The organism is Mesorhizobium sp. 1M-11, from assembly GCF_001303895.1.
Classification (GTDB): domain Bacteria; phylum Pseudomonadota; class Alphaproteobacteria; order Rhizobiales; family Rhizobiaceae; genus Mesorhizobium.
Genome location: NZ_LJSD01000072.1, coordinates 1 through 21,902 on the forward strand (window position 1 = coordinate 1; position 21,902 = coordinate 21,902).

Annotated in this window: 17 protein-coding genes and 2 pseudogenes; 5 read left to right on the plus strand and 14 right to left on the minus strand. The window is 59.4% G+C overall.

Annotation, left to right across the window (positions count from 1 at the left end):
• Nucleotides 1-115: 115 nt before the first annotated feature.
• The 3 genes and pseudogenes from istA to AO692_RS28345 all read left to right on the plus strand — a co-directional run bounded on the left by istA (nt 116) and on the right by AO692_RS28345 (nt 3,497).
• A pseudogene (istA, locus tag AO692_RS28335) lies at nt 116-1,682 on the plus strand (IS21 family transposase).
• Nucleotides 1,615-2,343, plus strand: coding sequence for an IS21-like element helper ATPase IstB (gene istB, locus AO692_RS28340; RefSeq protein WP_054308547.1), 729 nt, complete (start codon nt 1,615-1,617; stop codon nt 2,341-2,343). The pseudogene istA and the gene istB overlap by 68 nt, the downstream one beginning before the upstream one ends.
• A 308-nt stretch (nt 2,344-2,651) precedes the next feature.
• Nucleotides 2,652-3,497 (plus strand): AraC family transcriptional regulator, encoded by an 846-nt coding sequence (locus AO692_RS28345; RefSeq protein ID WP_152980002.1) that lies wholly within the window; start codon nt 2,652-2,654, stop codon nt 3,495-3,497.
• Nucleotides 3,498-3,596: 99 nt separating this feature from the next.
• Here AO692_RS28345 and AO692_RS28350 read toward each other — a convergent pair whose 3' ends face one another.
• From AO692_RS28350 to AO692_RS28395, 10 genes are all read right to left on the minus strand, one after another.
• Nucleotides 3,597-4,661 carry a transporter substrate-binding domain-containing protein gene (locus AO692_RS28350; RefSeq protein ID WP_244483532.1) on the minus strand — a complete coding sequence of 355 codons (1,065 nt, stop codon included), beginning with the start codon at nt 4,659-4,661 and terminating at the stop codon, nt 3,597-3,599.
• Nucleotides 4,662-4,779: 118 nt separating this feature from the next.
• Entirely contained in the window at nt 4,780-5,079 is a 300-nt protein-coding gene (locus tag AO692_RS28355) for a hypothetical protein (protein ID WP_054313392.1), read from the minus strand.
• Between the two features lie 92 nt (nt 5,080-5,171).
• Nucleotides 5,172-5,660 (minus strand): lysozyme inhibitor LprI family protein, encoded by a 489-nt coding sequence (locus tag AO692_RS28360; RefSeq protein WP_244483533.1) that lies wholly within the window; start codon nt 5,658-5,660, stop codon nt 5,172-5,174.
• The gene (locus tag AO692_RS28365) at nt 5,657-6,628 is read right to left on the minus strand and encodes a helix-turn-helix domain-containing protein (protein WP_152980003.1); all 972 of its coding nucleotides are present in this window, start codon (nt 6,626-6,628) and stop codon (nt 5,657-5,659) included. Before AO692_RS28365 ends, AO692_RS28360 begins: the two co-directional genes overlap by 4 nt.
• 252 nt (nt 6,629-6,880) lie before the next feature.
• Complete coding sequence (locus AO692_RS28370; RefSeq protein WP_054313395.1) at nt 6,881-7,384, minus strand: hypothetical protein; 504 nt, start codon at nt 7,382-7,384, stop codon at nt 6,881-6,883.
• The gene (locus AO692_RS28375) at nt 7,381-7,986 is read right to left on the minus strand and encodes a DUF3011 domain-containing protein (protein WP_054313396.1); all 606 of its coding nucleotides are present in this window, start codon (nt 7,984-7,986) and stop codon (nt 7,381-7,383) included. Before AO692_RS28375 ends, AO692_RS28370 begins: the two co-directional genes overlap by 4 nt.
• 35 nt (nt 7,987-8,021) lie before the next feature.
• Entirely contained in the window at nt 8,022-8,456 is a 435-nt protein-coding gene (locus AO692_RS28380; protein ID WP_054313397.1) for a hypothetical protein, read from the minus strand.
• A 706-nt stretch (nt 8,457-9,162) separates the two neighbouring features.
• On the minus strand, nt 9,163-9,945 hold the full coding sequence (locus AO692_RS28385; RefSeq protein ID WP_054313398.1) for a fumarylacetoacetate hydrolase family protein: 783 nt from the start codon (nt 9,943-9,945) through the stop codon (nt 9,163-9,165).
• Between the two features lie 32 nt (nt 9,946-9,977).
• The gene (locus AO692_RS28390; protein ID WP_054313399.1) at nt 9,978-11,624 is read right to left on the minus strand and encodes an ABC transporter substrate-binding protein; all 1,647 of its coding nucleotides are present in this window, start codon (nt 11,622-11,624) and stop codon (nt 9,978-9,980) included.
• A gap of 40 nt (nt 11,625-11,664) precedes the next feature.
• Nucleotides 11,665-12,807 carry a PLP-dependent aspartate aminotransferase family protein gene (locus tag AO692_RS28395; RefSeq protein WP_054313400.1) on the minus strand — a complete coding sequence of 381 codons (1,143 nt, stop codon included), beginning with the start codon at nt 12,805-12,807 and terminating at the stop codon, nt 11,665-11,667.
• 238 nt (nt 12,808-13,045) lie between these two features.
• Here AO692_RS28395 and AO692_RS28400 point away from each other — a divergent pair, with 238 nt between their 5' ends.
• A complete protein-coding gene (locus AO692_RS28400; RefSeq protein WP_054313401.1) occupies nt 13,046-13,528 on the plus strand; it encodes an Lrp/AsnC family transcriptional regulator in 483 nt (160 codons plus the stop codon).
• 106 nt (nt 13,529-13,634) lie between these two features.
• Here AO692_RS28400 and AO692_RS28405 read toward each other — a convergent pair whose 3' ends face one another.
• Together AO692_RS28405 and AO692_RS28410 are read right to left on the minus strand one after the other, a co-directional pair.
• Nucleotides 13,635-14,384 carry an SDR family oxidoreductase gene (locus AO692_RS28405; RefSeq protein ID WP_054313402.1) on the minus strand — a complete coding sequence of 250 codons (750 nt, stop codon included), beginning with the start codon at nt 14,382-14,384 and terminating at the stop codon, nt 13,635-13,637.
• Between the two features lie 84 nt (nt 14,385-14,468).
• Nucleotides 14,469-15,206 (minus strand): glucose 1-dehydrogenase, encoded by a 738-nt coding sequence (locus tag AO692_RS28410; protein ID WP_082407617.1) that lies wholly within the window; start codon nt 15,204-15,206, stop codon nt 14,469-14,471.
• A gap of 114 nt (nt 15,207-15,320) precedes the next feature.
• Here AO692_RS28410 and AO692_RS28415 point away from each other — a divergent pair, with 114 nt between their 5' ends.
• Nucleotides 15,321-16,235, plus strand: a complete 915-nt coding sequence (locus AO692_RS28415) for a LysR family transcriptional regulator (protein WP_054313403.1) — start codon at nt 15,321-15,323, stop codon at nt 16,233-16,235.
• Nucleotides 16,236-16,323: 88 nt separating this feature from the next.
• Here the strand turns inward: AO692_RS28415 and tig are convergent.
• Together tig and AO692_RS33570 are read right to left on the minus strand one after the other, a co-directional pair.
• Nucleotides 16,324-17,310: pseudogene (tig, locus tag AO692_RS33540) on the minus strand (trigger factor); the annotation flags it as partial.
• Between the two features lie 4,412 nt (nt 17,311-21,722).
• A partial coding sequence (locus AO692_RS33570; RefSeq protein WP_210168309.1) for a hypothetical protein occupies nt 21,723-21,902 on the minus strand: 180 nt, incomplete at its 5' end.

Genomic DNA, 21,902 nt, shown 5'->3' on the forward strand with positions numbered 1-21,902 from the left:
TGTGTTTCGGCGTGGAATAAGGACCCCGTTTCAGGGGTGACCGGCGTCCAAAAAGGACCCCTGTAACGCAGGGTTGTCACACTGCCTTCGGTTTCATCGGGGGCATTTGTTTTGGATGTTGGTTGTGGAGACGATTGCGAAGATACGTCGGCTTTCGCTGGTCCAGGGGAAGTCGATCAAGGAGATCTGCCGCGAGTTGAGGATATCGCGGAAGGTTGTCCGGAAGGTGCTGCGGTCGAACGCGACGGAGTTCCGTTACGAGCGTGAGCATCAGCCGATGCCAAAGATCGGCCCCTGGCAGGATCAGCTCGACGGGCTTTTAGGTGGCAATCACGGCAAGGCGGGGCGCGAGCGGCTAACGCTGATCCGAATCTTTGAGGAGCTCCGCGGTCTCGGATACGACGGCAGCTACGACGCGGTTCGCCGATACGCCAAGAGCTGGGCGAAGGCGCAGGGATCAGCGACGGCGGAAGCCTATGTGCCGTTGTTCTTCGCGCCGGGTGAAGCCTACCAGTTCGACTGGAGCCACGAGATCGTCCTCATCAATGGCGTGACTGTGACCGTGAAGGTTGCCCATGTCCGGCTTTGCCACAGCCGCATGATGTTCGTCAGAGCCTATCCGCGCGAGACGCAGGAGATGGTGTTCGACGCGCACGACCGGGCCTTCGCCTTCTTTGGCGGCACCTGCACGCGCGGCATCTACGACAACATGAAGACGGCGGTTGAGACGGTATTCGTCGGCAAGGACCGGCAATACAATCGCCGCTTCCTGCAGATGTGCAGCCATTATCTGGTGCAGCCGGTCGCCTGCACGCCGGCGTCGGGCTGGGAGAAGGGTCAAGTCGAGAACCAGGTCGGGCTGGTGCGCGAGCGCTTCTTCACGCCGCGGCTGCGCTTCAAATCCTATGAGGAACTCAACGCCTGGCTGCTCGACAAATGCATCGCCTACACCAAGACGCACCGTCATATCGATCAGCCGGAGCGCACGATCTGGGAGGTGTTCGAGGAGGAGCGCGGCAAACTTGTCGAGTATCGCGGCCCCTTCGACGGCTTCCACACGGTCCCCGCCTCGGTATCGAAGACCTGCACGGTGCGCTTCGACAACAACAAATACTCGGTGCTGTCGACTGCCGTGGGCCGACCGGTCGAGATCCAGGCCTATGCCAGCAGGATCGTCATCCGGCAGGATGGCGTTGTCGTCGCCGAACACGCCCGTTCGTTCGGGCGCGGTGAGACCATTTACGATCCCTGGCACTATGTCCCCGTGCTCGCCCGCAAGCCCGGCGCATTGCGCAATGGCGCGCCGTTCCAGGACTGGGTTCTGCCCTCGGCGATGGAGCGGACCCGGCGCCGACTGAAGTCCTCGGATGACGGTGATCGCCAGATGGTGGCGATCCTGGCTGCGGTGTTGACCGACGGGATCGATGCCGTGGAGGCCGCCTGCCAAGAGGCGCTCGACCAGAACGTCTGCTCGTCAGCTGTCATCATCAACATTCTGGCGCGGCGGCGCGATCCGGCGCCAGCCATCACCATTCTCACCCCGGACGCTCTTCGCCTGCGCCATGAGCCGCAGGCCGACTGTGCCCGCTACGACAGCCTCAGGAGGGCAAGCTGATGGAACGCACGCAGGTTCTGGATCTGATGGGAACGTTGAAGCTCTACGGCATGCGCAGTGCCTATGACGAGGTTATGGCGACCGGCATCAAGCGCCAGCACGAGCCGCCGAGGATCGTCGGCGATCTGCTGTCGGCCGAGATCGCCGAGAAGCAGGCGCGCTCCATCAAATACCAGCTCACCGTCGCAAAGCTGCCGATCGCCAAGGACATCGAGGAGTTCGACTTCGACGGCACGCCGGTCAACGAGGTGCTGGTCAGGGACCTTGCCAACGGCACCTTCGTCGCCGACCAGCGTAACGCCGTTCTCATCGGCGGCACCGGAACCGGCAAGTCACATCTGGCGATTGCCCTTGCCCGATCCCTCATCCGCAACGGGACGCGCGGTCGCTTCTTCAATGTCGTTGATCTCGTCAACCGGCTCGAGACCGAGCACCGCGGTGGCAAGCAGGGCCGTATCGCTGACTACCTGACCCGATTGGACTTCGTCGTCCTCGACGAACTCGGCTATCTGCCCTTCGCGCAAGCCGGCGGGCAGTTGCTCTTCCACCTGATCAGCAGGCTCTACGAGCGCACCTCGATCATCGTCACCACCAATCTGGCGTTCGGCGAATGGCCCGCTGTCTTCGGCGACGCCAAGATGACGACGGCGCTGCTCGACCGGCTCACCCATCACTGCGAGATCATCGAGACCGGAAACGAATCCTGGCGATTCAAGAACCGCGCCTGATCACCCCATAACGCCGATCCGCGCTCGCCGGCCTGCGCAACCCAGACCAGCTTCGCCCGGCGAGCGCTAACCGTGGTGCCCTACAGGGGTCCCTTTTGCGCGCCGATCCAGGGTCCCCATTCCAGGCCGATTGACAACAAGAGCCTCTATTCCTGCAATTTCAGAAAAAGATCACTTTCTAAAAAGTCTAAATTCGAGCATCTCCATATCTCTGCTAGTGTTTTCATACCTTGGCAAAAGTTGGGAGCCATTCGAGAGCTCTAAGCTGTGCTCACTACACCAGCGGGGGATTGGATCAGGGGATCTGGATGCTGAATGGAAGGTTGAAGAGCTGGGGACCTCAGATCTTGCTCAAGGGAGCTGCCGTCGCACACACGCGCACCAACCCCGATGATACGGAGGTTCAACAATCAGCGCACTGCACAGTCATCCATCTCTCAGTCATTCCGGAGTGGGGACTTGCACTTAACAGCGATCGAAAGGTTCTTGGGATTGCTCCGCTTGGAGCATTTGATCTTGTACCAGCAAACAATCAGGCGCTCGCGAGCTGGACAAGCGAAAAAAGCAGCCTGCGTGTCGACATCGACCCAGCACGCCCCACTCAGCTCGCTGGTGCGGAATTTGACACGGAAACGTTCGAGCTACACCCACCAAAGTTCGGCTTCGTCGACAAGCGGGCCCACATGTTGGCATCGTATATGCTGCGGGAACTCGAGAACAGAGATCCGTTCTGCGAGGAAGCACTCGACGCGCTGGTCATAGCCTATTCGATCTATCTGATCCGTGCCCATTCGACGTTCAAGGAACGCTCGTCTCGTCCGTCCAATGGCGGACTGCCTCCCGCCATCTGGAAAAAGGTGCGAGATTTCATCGAAGAGAACCTTGATCAAAGCCTGAGCGTGGAACAGCTTGCCTCAGTTGTACGCCTCTCGCCAAGCCATTTCATCCGGGCATTCCGGCAGACGACGGGTCAGCCTCCGCATCAATTTGTCATCAGTGCTCGACTCGCGAGAGCTCGAAATCTCATCGTCAATACCGATACGCCTCTGAGTCTGATCGCAAAATCGACCGGGTTTGCCAGCAGCAGTCACATGACGACATTGATGAAACGAACATGGAATGCCACTCCGTCGGAAATTCGCAAAGGGCGATAGCAACAGAATGTCTGCTAGTCCGGCTCAAGGCGCACCACTCGTTCGGCGCCTTGCCTAGAGGGAGTGCGCCACGAATTCTGTAAAGCATGCCCAGCTATGTCAGCGCTCGTTACCGAAATATTTGCGACGTAACGCTTCCAGTTCGCCCTCTTCCTGCAGTGCCAGGATTTGCAACGTGATCGCATGGCTAAGGTTGTCGCCATGCCGGAAGGCAAAGCCGTACTTGTCGGGGTGGAAAATAGGGCCGACTACCGCCAACGGCGATTTGGCATGTGTATGCGCATAGTACTCCAGGACCGGAGCGTCGCCTGTGATTGCCGCAACTTCGCCCGAACCGAGGCCGGCCACGGCATCATCGATGTTGCTGTAGGACCGGGTCACAAGCCTGAGTTCATTGGAGTAACGTTCAGCCACGCTACCGCCGCGCACTCCGACGGTGCGTCCCGGAAGATCGGCCAGAGAATTGATCTGATGCGTCAGCGTCAGCGCCGTCATCACACTGGTGACCGACGAGGTGAAGTAGGCAATGACGGCAACGCCGCAGACCATCCAGACGCCGCCCGAGATGCGGCCGATCCATCCCAATGCATTGGCTCGAGTAACCTTGCCGGAAGTCGCGACTGACATGACTTCATAGAAACTCTCGGCCAACCCTTCGTGCCATCTACGTGGAAAATCCGGATCGAAGCGGCGGTAGAACAGTGCCAGCATCAGCGTCGCGACGGCTATGATAGTGGCGAGCCAAGCCATGGTCGTGATATGGCCCGCTCGCTCCAATCCGCTGAGGACCTGCCCGAAGCCAGCGCGACCGCGCTCAGCCACCATGATGCGCAAGCCTGCATCGTACCAAGGCTGTGAGAAGGTGATACGCTCGACCCGGTCCTTGGTGATAGTCAGGTTAGAGACGGCGACATCCGCCTCGCCCCTCTGCACGGCCTCCGTCAACGCCTCGAAGCTCGGATATTCATGGTAGGCGTAGGTGACCCCCAAGGGCTTGGCGGTTGCTTCCCACAGGTCAATCGCCATACCCGAATAGTGCGCGCCGTCCTTCATGACGAAGGGCGGACTGACATATACGCCGACATTCAATTGGTTTCCGGTGGCAGTCCCTTGAGCCAGCGCCGCAGGCGCCAGCCAACTCACCACGAACAGAAGCAGCAACAACGCCGACCCAATTCCGAAACCCCTGGATGACTTTAAATTCCAGCGTTGGATACCTAAACCTCCTGACGATCCGAGAACGATGTCGTCACTGACGAGCTAACCGCGGAAGCGCCGGATTTCAGGGCTGGTTATAGCCACGGGCTCGCATGCAATCCTTGATGAGATCGGACTGCTCCATTCCCTTGACGATCCCATCGCCGATACCATCGCCGATGGCGTCCGTCATTGTCTTTGGGTGCGAATTGGTGCCAATGGTCGCTGTAGCGCTTTCGGCCTGGTACTTGCATTCGGCATAGTCCTGCTGGGCAGCACTGCGCGGTGTTTCATCCTTCACCCAATCGCTGCCGTCCGAAGTCTTGCAACCAGTAACCAAACAGAGCACGCCAGCAAATGTGGCGCCCAACACCGCATTGTTCATGAAACGGATCCTTTCTGAAAAGGCAAAGACAAACCAGACCGAGGAGAACTCGGCCCTCGTGCATAACCGCACGATTTTCCTTCGATAAAAACTCAGTTCGCCGCAGGAACGGGGCAGTTTGTATCCCCCTCCTGGCACTTGAGATAACCCTTGAAATCCTTGATCCGACTGCGGGTGAGAGCAGCCTGGCAGATCGGGTAAGCCAGACCGGCAATGCTGCCGCCGCCAGTAGCTTGGAAAGCGCATTCCGCATCGCGGTAGGAGATCCAAGCTTTCTGCGTGGCGACCAACAGTCGCGTGGTGTCAGCGTCATCCTTCAGCCGCGCCCTGATTTCCTTGTAGAGCTTGTTAAGTTCGGCGTCGGCCTTCTTGAAGACCTTGCCGAAACAATCGTTCAAACCAGCCTGGCCTCCTGTAGCCCTGTCGCAATCGCCAGCGTTGGGAGTTGACAATGGGATAGCAGCGGCGACGCCGAGAAGAACAGCAAAGAGTCCAAATGTGAACTTCACCGATTGTTTCCTTGTGTTACTCAAAATCGAACGACAAAGCCTAACGTTGAAGAGAATATCTGCTTCATTCAACGGCCGGTCCGAGCACGTCGGAGCGCGCTCGGCGTCGTGAATTTACGTTCCCGCATCAATGCGGACATATGGCTGTGACTGGAAAAACCGCCACGGGCCGCGATCTCCCTCAATGGCAAGCTAGTGGTCGTAATGAGCTGCTCTGCGAGTTCGAGCCTTGTGGCGAGCACATATTGATGTGGCGACTGCCCAGCCTTCTGTCGGAAAGCTCGCAGAAAATGACTTGGCGACAGGTTGGCAACTATAGCCAACCGATCTATAGACAATTCATCTGCGATATGAGCGCGGATATATTCTTGAGTATCTCGCCACGCCTTGGTTGAAAGCCCTCCTCGACTTATCTTCCTTTTGCGATCGCTTAGCGTTGAGTAAGATCTCAATAGATATGTTGATAAAACTGTGATCAGAGAATCAAAATATAGTTTATCTGCGGAACACCCCCGCAGAAACTCTTCACGAACCATGCCAGCAAGAATGAGAGCTTTATCGTCGACATGCCCGGGTCCAGGCGGGCGAAACTCGAAGCTTGCCGCCTCAAATTCTAATTCCACCAGCCTCGAAAGCTGATCCGGGGCGTGGGCCAGCAGCAGGTTTTCCTTCGGTTCTCTCCAGCGCGCGAACAAGTCAGCATCGGCTGGAATGATTTCAACACTCCCTACTGGAGCCAGGAAAACCGACTTACGTTCAGAGCTCAGTGCCATCTCTCGGTCTGGCTGTGGCGTTAGCATCACCAGCGCCATATGCGAGGCCGCGCGAAAGCTGATAGAGTTCGGCCCTGTGCGAGTGTACGCGACAGCCCCGCTGATCGCTTGAAACTTTGGCCCCCATTCGTCGGGAATGTTCTCAAGCAGATTAAGCTTTGATTGGTTCAAAACGTCGCCAACAACATTTATGATGCGTAGCCCCTGACTTGGGCGCTTACTCCACATAAAATTCGCCGCAGCTTTAAGTTCAATTGCTGCGCGCAATTTGATGCGCGCTTTATGTTATTTTGACCGCTTTCTGACAGAGATATATCTTAAGGTATCTTCAAAAGGGCGCACGAACTACATTTGAGAGTGAGTTTATTTTGCGTTTTCGAGGATATGGTCTCCAGACTCGCGACCAGCGACCTAGGCGATGATGACATGTCCAGCTTTGCTGAGTTCTTGAGGCGTCTCGCATTATCACTGCGGACAAGTTTACTTGCGTAGATAAGCTTCCAACTGCGGAAGCCAGTCTCACGGATAAGTCTTGTTCTCCAAATTCTCGGAGATCAGCGAACAATGCAGTGTGATTGGCGGTGTTTTCGCAACTTTAGCGACCTCGCCATCGATAAAATCGCAATTCAGGATGTTGTCTTCGCCGGACTTACGAGACGACCAGATGTTGACGTTAACGCTGACTGGCCCGTTCAGGAACGTTAGCCGTTCGGCTGGAACATCGCGACCGGTGATGTGGGCTATGCCAGGCTCGCCCGGAAGGCTGAGGGTTTCAGATCTGAGGTCGAGCATACCCATCTCGTTGACGAATTTTTTCACGCCCTTCTTGGGATCGCCATAGTACGACGCCCCAACCGTGATACCTTCGTTAGCCGATTTGAGCTTGGCCGCAGCCTTTGGTGAAAGCGTTATGTTGATATCGAAACCCAGGCTCCCTTCCGCTTGAGCGGGGAGCGCTGGCAGCTGCGCGAGCAGAAAGGCAAGACAGGCGGAGAGTATCGGAAGCCGCACAACGTTCTTCATTCGCTATCCTCCGGGTCGTCGACCAGACAACCAGCCCCGTGGCATCCTTGATAATTGCCATGTTCATCGAAATTGGGCTCGCCTTCCTTGTCGAACTGCGGTGTGTTGTCGACAGCATCGTCAGGATTGTCGACTAGGCATCCGGCACCGTGGCACCCATTGTAGCCACCGCTGTCGTGGTAGTTGGACGTGGTATGACGCGCCGCCTTCCCCTCTTGCGCCATGCCCGCCACAAGCGCGCCGATTACGCCACCTGCGACGACTGCCCCGACATCACGACCACGGTGATCATACATGCGCGCCGAAGGATCAAAGCCATCCCCGCGCCCGTAGTGATATCCTGCGACATCGGCAAAAACACCCGAGCAGCCCTCGCCGACCCAGATATACTTACTGCGCGGATTATAACCCCAGGTCCTGTTCAGGATGCAGGCGGCGTTCGATATCTGATGAATGAGTTGCGGCTTGCTGAGCGATCCAGCCCAGCATTCATCATATTGATAGTTGCGCGAATGGCATTCAACCGTCCCTCCGGCTTGCGCTTGGGCAACACTCCACATAGCCCCCAGAATGAATGCGACAGCGGCACAGATCCTCAACATCGGCCTCTCCTTTGTCCAAATACGACGGTCTGGGATCAATCGTTGATTGCGGTGATCCTGACGTTGCTTCCACTGCCAATCGCTGAAAACCAAAGTTCGCCATCACCAATGGAAACACCCTGCCAGTTTGCGAACAAAGTGGCGTATGCCTGCTTCGCGACGGCCTGCTTCACCTTGGCAGTTATGAATTTGTCGTAATCGGCGACGAAGTGCGTTGCGTCCCGGATTTTCACAGCCTTGCCATCGATGCGCGCCTGGAAGGGATAGTTGACCATGCCGGCGACAGCTACCTTGTCTTCTTTGGCCAAGGCCTCCTTCAGATCATCAAGGAATTTCTGGTAGGGAACGTGCGCACCAAAGAGCATGTCCAAGGTGGCATTCATCTCAGCCGCGGTTTGTGCTGACACCGGGGACAGCCCCGACAATGAAAGGACGGCGGCACCGAATACTCCGAGACACACTTTACGCACGATTTTCCCTTTTTGGTTCTCACCACCACCAGCAATCGCTGGTACGTCACAGCCCCTGGCAAGCCTGCTGAAGGCGTACGGTTGGTGGTCAGGGTTTCCAAGAGGTCTCGCGCTGAAGTGCCTTATTTTGGGGCAGCTATCCGAAACAACGATCGGATTGTGATAGTCGGGAGCTGATGTGCGATGCGGCGATCACATGATGGAAATCCGAGTAACCTGAGCCTGGGGGATCGGCGGTAGCGGTCTTCCGAATTGATCCCCCGATTTCACCAATGGACTGAACACCATCGATGTCTTTGCATGGCACGCATGTGATACGCACCTTCCGATAAGCCATTGATATTGTTTGCAATGTTTTGCAGTGCTTTGCTACTTTTTGCCTTTGCTTCTCTTCGCCTTCGTAGGCGTTGACATCGTAGGGGTCACAGGTTCAATCCCTGTCACGCCCACCATCCGAGCCCCTGATGTAAGTTCTTCAGATCTGCCGGCAGGCGAATTTCTGCCGGGTGCAACGCAGGTGGCACGCAAGTCCAATCCGATTTGGCTTGACCACGACGCCTTTGAGACGTCCCCAACCCGACAGCTCGACGGCCACTGATACCAGAAAATAACCCCGCGCGCTTGAGTTGAACTCGCGTCGCGGCGTCCTGTCAAATGGTTGCGGTTAAAGATACGCATAGCGGCACTGTACGGTTAGGCACAGCAATTACTGGAAAGAAATCTCCAGTCCGCCGCAGGGCCCAAAATCGGCTTCGAAGCGGTCACCTGTCACAACGGGCAATGCTGCGGCGAAAGCACCTGACATGATCAGGTCGCCAGCGCGCAAACGCTCTCCCCGTTCCAGCAGTGTGTTTGCCAACCAGGCCACACAGGAAGCCGGGTGTCCCATACCCATCGCCGCCACGCCGCTGACTTCGACAACGCCATTGCGCGCCAAGGTAGCTCCCATCCAGCGCGTATCCACATCCTGAGGACGCAGCCGGTGGCTGGAGAGGACGACGCCGGCGAAGGCCGAATTATCCGCCACGGTATCGGCCACGATACGTGGCGCCGCCATACGGAAATCAACCAGCTCCAGCGCCGGCATCACATGGTCGGTGACAGCCAGCGCTTCCCCGGCCGTGCGTAGTGGTGCGTCCACGTCACAGGCCATGACGAAGGCGAGTTCCACCTCGATTTGCGGGCTGATGTAAGGCGCCGCTTGGAGCGTAACGTTGTTGGAGAACACGGCATCGGCCAGTATGCGGCCGCAGATCGGTTCCGTGAGGCCGCACGCGATCTGTGTTGTTCGCCAGGTGAGGCCGATCTTATAGCCGGCGAATGCAAGACCCTGCTGCTCGCGCATCGAGTTCAGTCGTTCCTGAATGCGATAAGCGTCGGCGAGGGCAAGGCCAGGATAGCCGCCACTGAGCGGCGGCATGGCGGCTGCATTCCTTTCCGCATCCGAAATGGCGCGCGCGGCCTTTTCGATTTCGGCATCGCCCAACATTGTCGCCTCGCTACTGGAACATCCGGCCGAGCTCACGCATCCAGCCACACTTTTTCAAAATTCAGTTCGTTCAACGGGTGCGCACGATGGTTCTTCAGCGTTGCGGCGAAGTGCACAAATATCTTGCGCCAATAAGGTTGGATGATCACCCCGGAATCCTGAAGGATTTTCTCGACGTCGCCCATGACAGCTTGCCGCTTCTTCACATCTGCGATCGAGAGCGCCTCACTGAGCTTTGCATCGAATTCCTTGTTGGAAAACGCCGTTTCATTCCAGGCCTCTCCCGACCTGTAAGCGAGGGCAAGAACCTGTACGCCGAGCGGACGCATGGTCCACCCGGTCAGCGAAAACGGAAATTTCGTCCAGTCGTTCCAGAAGGTCGAACCTGGCAGCACGGTACGCTTGATCTTGAAACCGGCTTCTCTGAACTGAGCGGCGATCGCGTCTGCGGTGTTCTTGTGCCAGTCCTCATCGTCGCTGATCAGTTCGTGTTCGAACCCGATCTTGCCGGTTTCCTCCATGAGCGCTTTGGCCTTTGCTATGTCCCTCGTCATTTTGGGCAGCTCAAAATATTCGGGATGGATCGGGCACACGTGATGGTTCTCGGCTACGCTGCCGAGACCACCGTAGCCGATCTGGAGGACGGCCTCGTTGTCGACCGCAAGCTGCATGGCTTTGCGAACGCGCTGATCATCATAGGGGGCTTTGGTCACGTTGAAGCGGGCAACAAGGGTTCCTGCCGTCAACACCTCGCTACGCGAAAGACCCAATGCGTCGAAAACCGCGACCTGATCGCCGGTGGTTTCGAAATTGGCATGGACCTCACCGGACTCGAAAGCACTTGCCAATGCGTTCGGATCGCTGCCGTAGTCGATGAATTCCACGCCATCCAGATATGTTTCGCCACCCCACCAACCGCTTTGGCGGCGCTTGTATACCGCTCGAACCGAGGTCTCGAAGGAGACAAGTTCAAACGGACCGGTGCCGATCGGGTGCTTGACCAGATCGCCGCCGGTCTCCTCGAAGCTTCGGTGTACCAGCAATGCCGGAAAATCCGCGAAGCTGGCGATGATGGAAATATCCGAATTCGCCAAGGTCAGCTTGATGGTGTGATCATCGACCTTGGTGAGGGCGCCCTTGCGGGCCTTGCCGGTCGCGGGATCAACGAGCGCTGCCATGCGACCGGCCATGGAGTTGCCTTCCGCCCCCTTGTCGCACCAGCGATTGAGGTTGAAGAGCGCGTCCGTGGCGTCGAAATCATCGCCATTGTTCCATTTAACGCCCTTGCGCAGATGCAGGACATATTCAGTGGCGTCGTCATTGACATCCCAGCTCTCGAGTAGAACGGGCTCGAAGGTGAAATCAGCAGTATATTTGACGAAAGGTTCGAGCATCTGCCTCCCGAGATTGCCCATCTCTCCCCAGTCGAACGTGCGCGGATCCTTAAGAGGCTTGACCAACATACCGACCTTCAGCACGCCACCCTTCTTGGGGCTTTGCGCCTGTGCGGGCATCGGAGCCGACAGGCCGAGCAATCCGTAGGCCGCTGCAGCCGAAAGCCCCATGGTGCTGGCGATGGTCAGGAACTCGCGCCTGTCCATCGTGTTGGCGGCCACCATCCCGGCCATCTGCGTGACGACGGCAGGTACCGGCTTTTCGTTGCGACTAGGAAGGGTCATTGCACATTCCTTTTGAGATGGGTGATGCGGGGAAAAATCGTCAATTGGCTGGGGAAAGTGCTGCGAGGAGATCGTCGATCAGATCCGCGGTAGCCTCGATCCCGACCGAAAGGCGCAAAAGGCCGGGATCGACATGAGAACAGGGGCCTTCGACCGCGCCACGCCGCTCGATCAGACTTTCCACCCCTCCCAACGAGGTTGCCGGCTTCCAAAGACGTGTGCGCGTCAAAATCCGCTTCGCTTCGCCCTCACCTCCTGCAACGACGATGGAGAGCATGCCGCCGAACCCGCCTGCCATCTGGCGGGATGCCAGGGCGTGACCGGGATGCGTTGGCAAGCCGGGGTAGAAAACCTCTGTTAGCCCGGGATGACCCTGAAGCGCGTTGGCCAGCGCCATGGCTGACTCGCAAGAACGGGCGATGCGAAGATGGAGTGTGCGCATGCCGCGCAGAAGCATGAAAGCCTGAAACTGATTAAGGATGCCGCCGTGATAGTCGCGGTTCAATGCGACCCGCTTCCAGAAATCGTCATCGGCTGCCGTCAGTGCGGCGCCGGCCAGGACATCGCTATGCCCGTTCAGGTATTTGGTGGCTGAATGGACGACAATGTCGGCGCCTAGACTGATAGGTTGGGTGAGTATCGGCGTCGCCACCGTGTTGTCGACGACGAGCTTGGCTCCTGCCCGATGCGCTATCCCAGCCAGGCTGGCGATGTCATAGACATGCCAGTGGGGATTGGAGGGTGTTTCAAGCCAGACAAGGCGCGTCACGCCGGGGATCACCGCGGCGCGGACCTTATCAGGATCGGTCATGTCGACATGGTCGACCCGCATGCCCCAATGGTTGGAGTGTGCCTGCAACCAGGTCCTGAGGCCGTGATACATGTCGATGGGAAACAGGCAATGATCCCCAGGTCGAAGCGCCATGATCACCGCTGTCATGGCGGACATGCCGGAACTGAACAGCCGGCAGTCAGCTGCGCCCTCAAGGGTTTTGAGCGTTGCCTCAGGCTGCTCCAATCCCGGATAGCCGTAGCGACTGTAGCTCCATTCTGTCGACGGATCGCCTTCGACCGGGCGCAGGAACGTCGTTGCCAGATGGATAGGCGAAACGATCGCCCCCGTGGGATCATGCTCCTGGCCCGCCCCTTGGGCGAGAATTGTATCGGTGGCGTACGACGGCATTCGAACCTGCTGCTCTGCGATGATGCGAAGCGCTTGGCTTCGAGACTGACACCAGCCGATCATCGCATTGGCCCGCCTTATGATTTTCTCTTTTTTGGGCGGCTGGCCGGCGATTCTATAACCTGTCCCGCACTCACGCGCATAAATCGGTCATGACATCTCGCAACGCGAGGCCGCGAGCGCCCTTGTCCGGAAACATCGTTGAGCCTAGGACCTTGGTGGGTTTATGGAGCACTCAATGTCTTCAACCAGGGTGAATCTGGATCGCATCGATCGAAAACTGCTGAATCTGCTTCAGCAGTCCAGCTTGCAGACCTTTCAGCAACTGGCCGACAAAGTGGGTATTTCCCAGCCCGCGTGTCATCGGCGAATCCGCCGCCTGCGTGACACCGGCGTGATTGTTGGAGACATATCGATCGTCAACCGTGTCTATGCAGTGCGCAAGATGGCAATCTGGGTTGAGATATCCCTGTCCTCCCATCAGCTCCAAATGTTCAACGAGTTGCTGGACGTGTTGAGGGCTTCGCCACAGGTGTCGTGCTGCGATGTCATAACCGGCGACACCGACATTCTCATCTGTGTCAATGTTGTGGACATGGATGAATTTCGTGAGCTAACGCGCGAATTCATGCGCAGATGCCCGATCATCAAGACATACCGCTCCATTGCCGTGGCACAGCACGTAAAGATGCAACCGACCTGTGTCTTTGACGAAACGTGATCCACATGATCTGACAGAGCCAATGTGACGCCGCCCGCCCTTTCGTCTCGCGCAGAAACCAAGGCCAATCCCAGCAGCCGGCGTTGGTGCCCGCGCCTGTCGATCCTCATGCCGAAGCACCGCCGTCAATGACGACATCCTGGCCGACGATGTAGGAGGCAGCGTCGGATGCGAGCCACAGCGCGGCACCGGCGATCTCATCGGTGGATGCGACGCGCTTTGAAGGATTGGTGGCTGCCACGCGTGCGTCGCGTGCGGCTCGATCCTCTCCGGGGCGCATGGAGAGAGGTGTATCCACCGGTCCTGGGCAAAGACAGTTGATACGGACGCCGCTTGAAATGGCTTCCAACGCCGCTGTTCGTGTCAGGCTGCTGACCGCAGCCTTGGATGCGGCATAGGCCCCCATCGTCGGGCGAACGATCCGCGCTCCGATATTCGCACCGATATTGACGATGACGCCGCCGCCTGTCCCCTTCATGGTGCGGATTTCATGCTTCATCGACAACCATAGACCGGTGACGTTGACCTGGAAGACGCGGGCGAACGCTTCAGCATCCATTTCATCGACCGCGCCGCCAAGCACGGTTCCTGCGGCATTTACGGCGACATGCAATGGCCCCACCTGCCCGACCAGAGCGCTGACCGATGCCTCGTCGGTCACATCCGCAGCGACGCAGAGGGCGTCGCCACCGACATCGCGGATAATAGCCGCGGTATCTTCCAGCTCCGACACCCGTCGCCCAGCCACGACCGTCTTGGCTCCCGCCTCCGCCAAGGCTATCGCGATGCTGCGCCCGATGCCGCTTCCTGCGCCCGTGACGAGAGCCGTCTTGCCGGAAAATTCGAATTTAGACATGCGTCACCCATTTTTATATCGATCGATACAGAAATATGTGATTGCACGAAGGCCGTCGAGCCATTTATCCAGTGACGCCACAGATCAGGTCAGCCCACCATCGGCGAGTATCGTGCGTCCGGTTATCCAGCGCGCATCGTCCGAAGCGAGAAAAGCAACGACGTCAGCGATGTCGTCGGGTTCGGCAAGCCGCTTCAAAGGCGTGAGCGCTGCGTAACCTGCTTTTTTCTCAGCAGGCATTTTGGCGGTCATGTCGGTGTCGGTGACAGCGGGAGCCACCGCGTTGACCGTGATGTTTCTCGAACCGAGTTCGATCGCGAACGCCTGGGTCAAGGTTGAGATTGCCGCCTTGCTGGCGGCGTAGACTCCGGTCCCGTCTCGTGGAGAGAAGGCGCGCTGCGACGACAGGTTCACGATACGCCCACCGGACTCCGGAAAGTGGGGAACCGCCTGCTGGGTGAGCTGGATCGTACCCCAGACATTGCTGTGGAACAGTCGGGCAAAGAAAGGGAAGTCGATTTCCCCAAACGACCGTGTGCCGGCGACGCCTGCATTGTTGACCAAGATGTCTATACGACCAAAGGCTTTCACAACGTCGGCAAGCAGTTGCTGCACCGAAGCGTCATCTTCGATCGCGACCTGAAAGGCAGCAGCGGTCCCTCCGCTTGCGCGTATCGCCGAGACGACTTTCTCGGCACCACTTTGATTTTCCTTGTAGGCGACCGCCACAGCCGCACCACGAGCGGCAAGTTTGTGGGCCGTCGCGGCACCGATCCCCCGCGACGCTCCGGTCACCAACGCGACTTTTTCTCGAAGGCTCATCGTACATTCTCCGGCTGTCAGAACCACTGGTGCCGAGACTGCACTTTTCTCCTTTGCTGTATAATCCCTCAAAGACTAACGTGACTTGTTAGCCTTGCTAAAAGGTATGCCGAAATGGACCGCCTCCTCAGCATGGAAGTGTTCGCACGCGTGGTCGAAAGCGGCAGCCTTTCCGCGGCCGGCCGAGACCTGACGCTGTCGCCGGCCGCAGTGGGAAATCATATCCGCTCACTTGAGGGTTGGCTCGGCGCCAGGCTGCTGCATCGAACCACACGCCGCATGGCACTCACTGAGGCGGGCGAGATCTTCCTCCAACGGGTTCGCCGAATCTTGGATGAGACAGAAGAGGCGAAGCTCGCCGCAATGGAGCTGCAGGGAACGCCGCGCGGCATCCTGCGCATCACCGCGCCAATCACCTTCGGGATGCAAAAGCTCGGCCCTGTGATCGCAGATTATCTTGTCGCGAACCCACAGATGCAGATCGATCTGACGCTCAGCGATCGTACTGTCGACCTGCTCCAGGAGGGGTATGATATGGCGATCCGAATTGGCAATCTCGTCGATTCCACGCTGATCGCAAGGCGGCTTGCCGACATGCCGTTGATCCTTTGCGCTTCGCCGGCCTACATCGCGCGCCATGGTGAGCCGAAGACCCCGGAAGACCTCGCCCACCACCAATGCCTGGTCTACACGTTGCGCCTGCCGATAGGGCGCTGGACCTTCGTCTCGCAAAGCGGCGAGCGGAAAGCGGTTGACGTGGCAGGGAGAATGCGAGCCTCCAACGGTGAGCTCTTGAGGGTGGCGGCAACCAAAGGGCTCGGTCTGACATTGGCGCCTTGGTACGTGGTCGATGACGATATTCGCGCCGATAGGCTGGTTCCATTGTTGAAAGACTATCACACTGAAGGGCCGGCACTTTTTGCGGTGCATCCATCACGACGGCAAGTGTCTCTGAAGGTTCGCTCCTTCATCGACTATCTAGCGCTCCACATCCCGCTTCTCCTTCAGAAAAAGGCGCAGGTGTCATGAACAGCGAAGGCCGCCTGGAGGCGGCCTTCGTGACCTGTCGAATACTATGTTACTCGGCGTTCTTTTTCACAGTTGCCTTCGTGGCCATGTCTGACGCCAGCAACTCTTCCTTGCTTACCTTCTTGGCAGTGACCGAAACCTGACCGAGAAGATAGTCTACGACTTTTTCCTCGAACAGTTGCGCGCGCAGCGCATTCGACGCCTGTGGGTTGGAGCGGTAGAAGTTCAAGACCTGCTGTTGCTGATTGGCCGGGAAGCCACCGATCTGCAACAGCAGACCGCGTTGCAGTTCCTGGTCGGAAACAGAGATTTTGGCTCTCTTTCCTACCTCCACAAGGATCAAGCCCACGCGTATGCGCCGCTCTGCCAGGCGGGCATATTCGACGCGCGCCTTCTCCTCAGTCGTGCCGAGGTCGGCGAAAGTGCGGCCGGCTGTCTGAAGCTGACGGGTGGCTTGCGCCCAGATGTTGTTGAACTCAGCTTCGATCAGTTTCGAGGGCACCTCGAACTGATAGGAAGCCTCGATCTGCTCAAGCAGTTGCCGCTTTTCTTTCTGGCGCGTCACCGAGCCGAACTGGTTCTCGATACGATCCCGCACAACTTCCCGCAGGCGCGCCAGTGAATCCACCCCGAGGCTCTTTGCGACCCCATCGTTGAGCACCAGCTTGCCGGGTTTGGCCACTTCCTTGACCGTGACGTCAAAAGTCACTTCCCTGCCGGCAAGATGCGCGACTTGATAGGTCTTCGGGAAAGTAATGGTGATCTGCTTTTGATCGCCTGCCTTGGTGCCAATCAACTGATCCTCGAAACCGGGGATGGCCCCCCTGGAGCCCAGCACCACGGCTTGCTTAGCGGCAGCGCTGAGGGCGGCCTGACTCACCTTGCCAGCGTATTCGAAGGTGATCCGATCCCCTTTGGCGGCTTTTCCCTCCTTTGGCCTGTAGGTGCGGGTTGCTTCGGCGATACGCTTCACCTGCTCATTGATCTCTGAATCCGGCACGTCATAGACCGGGCGTATCACCTTGATCTTGGCGAAATCCTTGATTTCGATCGCAGGAATGGCATCAACGTTCAGCTGGTTCGGCTTGGTGCCAATGGCAACGCCATTATTGAAGGCCCCCTGAGCCGGGTTACCGTCCGCAAAGGCGAGCACGCCGTTCCTGCCGGTATTGATAACATTGGCAGCAGGAGCGCAGACCATGCCGGCAAGCGCGACAGTCGATCCGACATTGCCACTGCCGGCAACGCCGTTTGGAGCAACACCGGCTGCGATGCCAGCCATATTGGCGGCCAAGCCATTCGAGCCCGCACCGGCGCCGCCAGCCATCGTGTTGGCAGACAGCCCGGCTATACCACTGCCGCCGGCAATCCCGTTGGGGACGTTGCCAGCCACGCCGGCAGGCGTGCCTGATCCAAGGCCGCCAACCGTAGCACCTGGAGCAACACCGTTTGGATTGCCAGCCATGTTGGCAGGCAGGCCATTCGAGCCGGCACCGTTACCGCCAGTCGTCCCGCCAGGAGCACCTGCGGTCGTGTTGGCAGACGGCGTACCGGCGGTGCCATTGGGAGCAACTCCAGATTGGATACTGTTCAGAGAGGCAATGAGGCCACTCATGCCAGTTTCCGATGTGCCAGTTGTTCCGCTAGGAGCACCGGCGATCGTGTTGGCATAAGATCCATTGCCGCCGGCATTGGGAAGGTTGTTGCCAGTCACACCGGCAGGCGCCCCACCCGATCCGACATTTGCGCCACCAACAGCACCGTTGGGAGCAACTCCCTTTGCGTCGCCAGCCGTATTGGCAGGAAGGCCATTCGGACCAGTACCATTAGCCATCCCATCAAGGACACCAGCGGCCGTGTTGGCAGACAGCCGACCGGCAGCGTCGCGGGGATCTTCCCCAGCCTGAATGCCGTTCAGATAGGCAAGCAGGCCACTCAGACGGTTGTCCGATGTGTCAGCCGTTTTGCCAGGAGCGCCAGCGGTCGTGTCGGCGGACAGCTCACCGGTGCCTCCAGCGGTCCCATTGGGGACATTGCCAGCAACGCCAGCGGGCACATCGCCAGATCCGACATTGCCGTCACTGACAGCACCGTTGGGAACGACACCAGCCGAGTTGAAAGGTAGGCCATTCGAACCAGTACCGTTACCGCCAGCCGTTCCGCCAGGAGCGCCAGCGGTCGTGTTGGCAGACAGTCCAGCGGTACCATTGCCGCCGGCAGTCCCATTGGGAACGTTGCCAACAACGCCGGCGGGCGCGCTGCCCGATCCGACATTGCCGCCGCCGATAGCACCGTTGGGAGCAACACCAGTCAAGTCGCCAGCCGGGTTGGCGGGCAGGCCATTCGAGCCAGTATCATCACCAGCCGTGCCATTAGGGGCACCCGCGGTCGTGTTCGCGGAAAGCCGATTGGCAGCATCTTTGGGATTTTCACCAGCTTGAATGCCGTTCAGATAGGCAAGCAGCCCACTCAGACGGTTATCCGATGTGTCAGCCGTCCCGCCAGGAGCGACAACGGTCGTGTCGGCAGACAGTCCACCGGTGCCATTATCGCCGGCAGTCCCGTTGGGGACATTGTCAGCCATGCCGCCAGGCGCATTGCCCGATCCGACATTGCCGCCACCGACAGCACCGTTGGGGTTAACACCGGATGCATTGTTAGCCATGTCGGCAGGTAGCCCACCAGTGCCATTGGTGCCGGCAGTCCCGTTGGGGACATTGCCAGCCACGCCGGCAGGTACACCGCCAGATCCGACATTGCCGCCACCAATAGCACCGTTGGGGGCAACACCGGTCGTATTGCCAGCCGCGTTGGCAGGCAGGCCATTCGGCCCTGCACCGTTACCGCCAGCCGGCCCGCTAGGAGCAGTCGTGTCGGCAGACAGCGCATCGGTGCCATTGCTGCCGGCAGTCCCGTTTGGAGCAACACCGGGTGCATTGTTGGCCATGCCGGCGGGCAGCCCATTCGACTCGGCGCCGCCAGCAGGCTCGTTAAGAGCAATCGTATCGGCGGGTAGCCCATCAGTGCCATTGCCACCGGGAGTCCCATTGGGCACATTACCAGCCACGCCGGCAGGCGTATTACCCGATCCGACATTGCCGCCACCGGAAGCACCGTTGGGAGCGACACCGGTTGTATTGCCAGCCATGTTGGCGGGCAGGCCATTTGAACCAGTATCGTTACTGCCAGATGTCCCGCTGGGAGCACCAGCGGTCGTGTTGGTAGACAGCCCACCTCCGGCGGTCCCATTAGGGACGTTGCCAGCAACGCCAGCAGGCGCATTGCCCGATCCGACATTACCACCATCGACAGCACCGTTGGGAGCAACACCGGTTGCGTTGCCAGCCGTGTTGGCGGGCAAGCCCTTTGAACCAGTACCGTTATTGCCAGCCGTCCCGTTAGGAGCAGCCGTGTTGGCAGACAATCCACCAGTTGCATTGCCTCCTGCAGCGCCGTTGGGAACGTTGGCCGCCACATCGGCGGGCGCACTGCCCGATCCGACATTGCCACCACCGACAGCGCCGTTGGGTGCAACACCGGTTGCATTGCCGACCGTGTTGGCGGGCAGGTCGTTCGAGCCAGTACCGTTACCGCCAGCTGTCCCGCCAGGAGCGCTAGCGGTCGTGTTGGCAGACAGCCCACCTCCGGCGGTCCCATTAGGGACGTTGCCAGCAACGTCAGCGGGCGCATTGCCCGATCCGACATTGCCGCCACCGGCAGCGCCATTGGGAGCGACACCGGTTGTATTGCCAGCCGTGTTGGCAGGCAGGCCATTCGACCCCGCACCGCCAGCAGTCCCATTAGGAACATTGCCAGCTGCGCCAGCAGGCGCACCACCCGATCCGACATTGCCGTCACCGACCGCGCCGTTAGGAGCACCGGGGGCATTGTTAGCCATGTCGGCGGGCAGACCATTCGAGCCTGCGCCGCTACCGCCAGCCGTTCCGCTGGGAGCAGTCGCGTCGGCAGACAACCCACCAGCGCCATTGCCGTCGGCAGTCCCGTTGGAGACGTTGCCAGCTACGCTGGCAGGCGCGTTGTCCGATCCGATATTGCCGCCACCGGAAGCGCCGTTTGGAGCGACACCGGTTGTATTGCCAGCCGTGTTGGCGGGCAGGCCATTCGACCCCGCACCGCTACCGCCAGCCGCTCCGCTGGGAGCAGCCGTGCCGGCAAGCGGTCCACTGGTGCCATTGCCATCGGCAGTCCCGTTGGGGACATTGCCGGCCACACCAGCAGGCGCACTGCCCGATCCGGCATTGCCACCATCGGAAGCGCTGCTGGAAGCAACACCTGTTGCGTTGCCAGCCAGCCCGCTGGCAGCAGTCGCGTCGGCAGGCAGTCCACCGGTGCCATTGCCGCTGGGGGCATTGCCGGCCACGCCGGCACTGCCCGATCCCGCATTGCCACCGCCGGCAGCACCGTTGGCTGCGTTATCAGCTTGGATGTCATCCAGATAGGCAAGCAGGCCGCTCAGACCGGTTTCCGATATGCCAGTCGTTCCACTAGGAACGCCGACCGGATTGGCGGTAGTCGCGTTAGCGGACAATCCGCCGACACCATTGCCGCCGGCGGTCCCGCTTGGGAGGTTGCCAGCAATGTTTGCGGGCGCGCCACTCGATCCGACATTGCCGCTACCGTCAGCACCGTTGGGCGCAACACCCGTTGCGTTACCGGCCGTGTCGGTGGACAAGCCATTCGAACTCGCACCGTTACCGCCGGCCGTTCCACCAAGAGTATCGGTCGGTCCAACGATGCCGGCGTTGGCAGACAGTCCACCAGTACCGTTGCCACCGGCAGCACCGTTGGGATCAACACTCGTTGCGTTGCCAGCCGTATTGGTGGACGAGCCAGTCGAACCCGCACCGTTACCGCCAGCCATTCCACCAAGGCCATCGGTCGGTCCAACGATGCCGGCGTTAGCAGACAGCCCACCAGTAGCGTTGCCACCGGCAGTGCCGTTGGCGGTGGTGTCAGCCACATCAGCAGGCGCGCCGCTGGATCCGAGGCCACCGGCAGCACCATTGGGAGCAACACCCGTTGCGTTGCCAGCCGTGTTGGTAGACGAGCCATTCGAACCCGCACCATTACCGCCAGTCGTTCCACCAAGGCCATCGGTCGGTCCAGCGATGCCGGCGTTGGCAGACAGCCCACCAGTAGCGTTGCCACCGGCAGTGCCGTTGGAGGCGTTGTCAGCCAGGTCGGCGGACAAGCCGTTCGAACCCGCGCCGTTACCATCAGCCGTCCCGCCAAGGCTATCAGCGGTCGGCCCAGCGATGCTCGCGTTAGCAGACAGTCCACCGGTGCCATTGCCACCGGCAGTGCCGTTGGAGGCGGTGTCAGCCACATCAGCGGGCGCGCCGCCCGATCCAAGGTCGCCGTTTCCGGATACTGCACTCGCCAAGACGATCAAACCATCGAGCGAACCGTTGCAGCTACCGCCTGCAGACACGCCGCAGTCAATGCCGGTTGGATCGTTTGTTGCGACTATGCCGCCGCCGGGGGTGCCAGCACCGGGAGTGCCACCACCAGGGGTGCCACCGCCAGGAGTGCCGCCGCCGGGAGTGCCGCCGCCGGGAGTGCCGCCGCCGGGGTCGACCTGCGCGAAGTGCGTACGCTGAGCTTCGTCAACGCAGACGCGATCGCCAAGAAGGTGATCGGCCTGTT